Below are 929 nucleotides of genomic sequence, written 5' to 3' on the forward strand. Positions count from 1 at the left end.
ATTTATCAAATAATCCTATTCGACGAGTTCTTGCGCAAAACTTATTTATATCTTCTAAATTATCTAAATTATCTAAATTATCTAAATTATCTAAATTATCTAAATTATCTAAATTATCTAAATTATCTAAATTATCTAAATTATTACCGAAATTTCTCACAAAATTATTGCTAAAAATCCCATTGGCATTGTTGTTATTGCTGTGTTCATTAAAATCACAGGCATTATCGACCACGACAGCAGATAGCATTCAAGGTAGAGCATCCTATTTAGCCTTTGATGACCTCGTCATTAAAGTGACAGCAACAGATGACTTATTAGGTATTAATTTATCAAACAGTCGAAAATTCACACCACAAAGCCGCCTTTCATTATCGACAATCCAGATTAAGTTACCCGAGGTAAACCAAAGTTTTGCTGATATTAACATGACGACAGCGACATTATTTAGTTCATTGAATCTGAAGGAGTTAGTGGCACAAAGGAATAGGAGGGCGATGTTGATGAACAAGTGAGTGCCCCATTTTGGCGCAATAAATTAGCAGTAAACACATATTTTGGTGATGTTGTCAGCAATAAACACTATGCCAATCTATCAGTTGTTTGCGTTGTTCTTCAACCTTTAGCCTTCAATGCTTAGGGTGTCGGATAAGTTTAAATAATTTATTTAACAAATTATATGTTTGTTGGCGTGGGAATTTATTAGTAATGCTAGAAACTTATAAAAATAAAATATTATTTGATAAAGGAAATAAAATGAAGTATCCAAACCATTTAACTGCTGAACGTATTTTATTTTGCAATATATGTTTGCTTTTTTTTATTTTATGTAGTGCCTTTTATAGTAGTTATTCATTTGGGGTTAATCGTAGTGATGCAATAATACTTTCATCTAGCCCATTACCACCATTACCAGAACCGCCGCCGCC

The 929-nt window shown here is 32.1% G+C and carries 1 protein-coding gene; it reads left to right on the top strand.

The window, feature by feature from the left end; all coding sequences use genetic code 11:
* A partial coding sequence (locus tag A9G32_RS12905; protein WP_176701356.1) for a hypothetical protein occupies window positions 1-515 on the top strand: 515 nt, incomplete at its 5' end.
* Window positions 516-929 lie beyond the last annotated feature (414 nt).

The organism is Gilliamella sp. Gris3-2, assembly GCF_001690345.1.
Classification (GTDB): Bacteria; Pseudomonadota; Gammaproteobacteria; order Enterobacterales; family Orbaceae; genus Gilliamella; species Gilliamella bombi.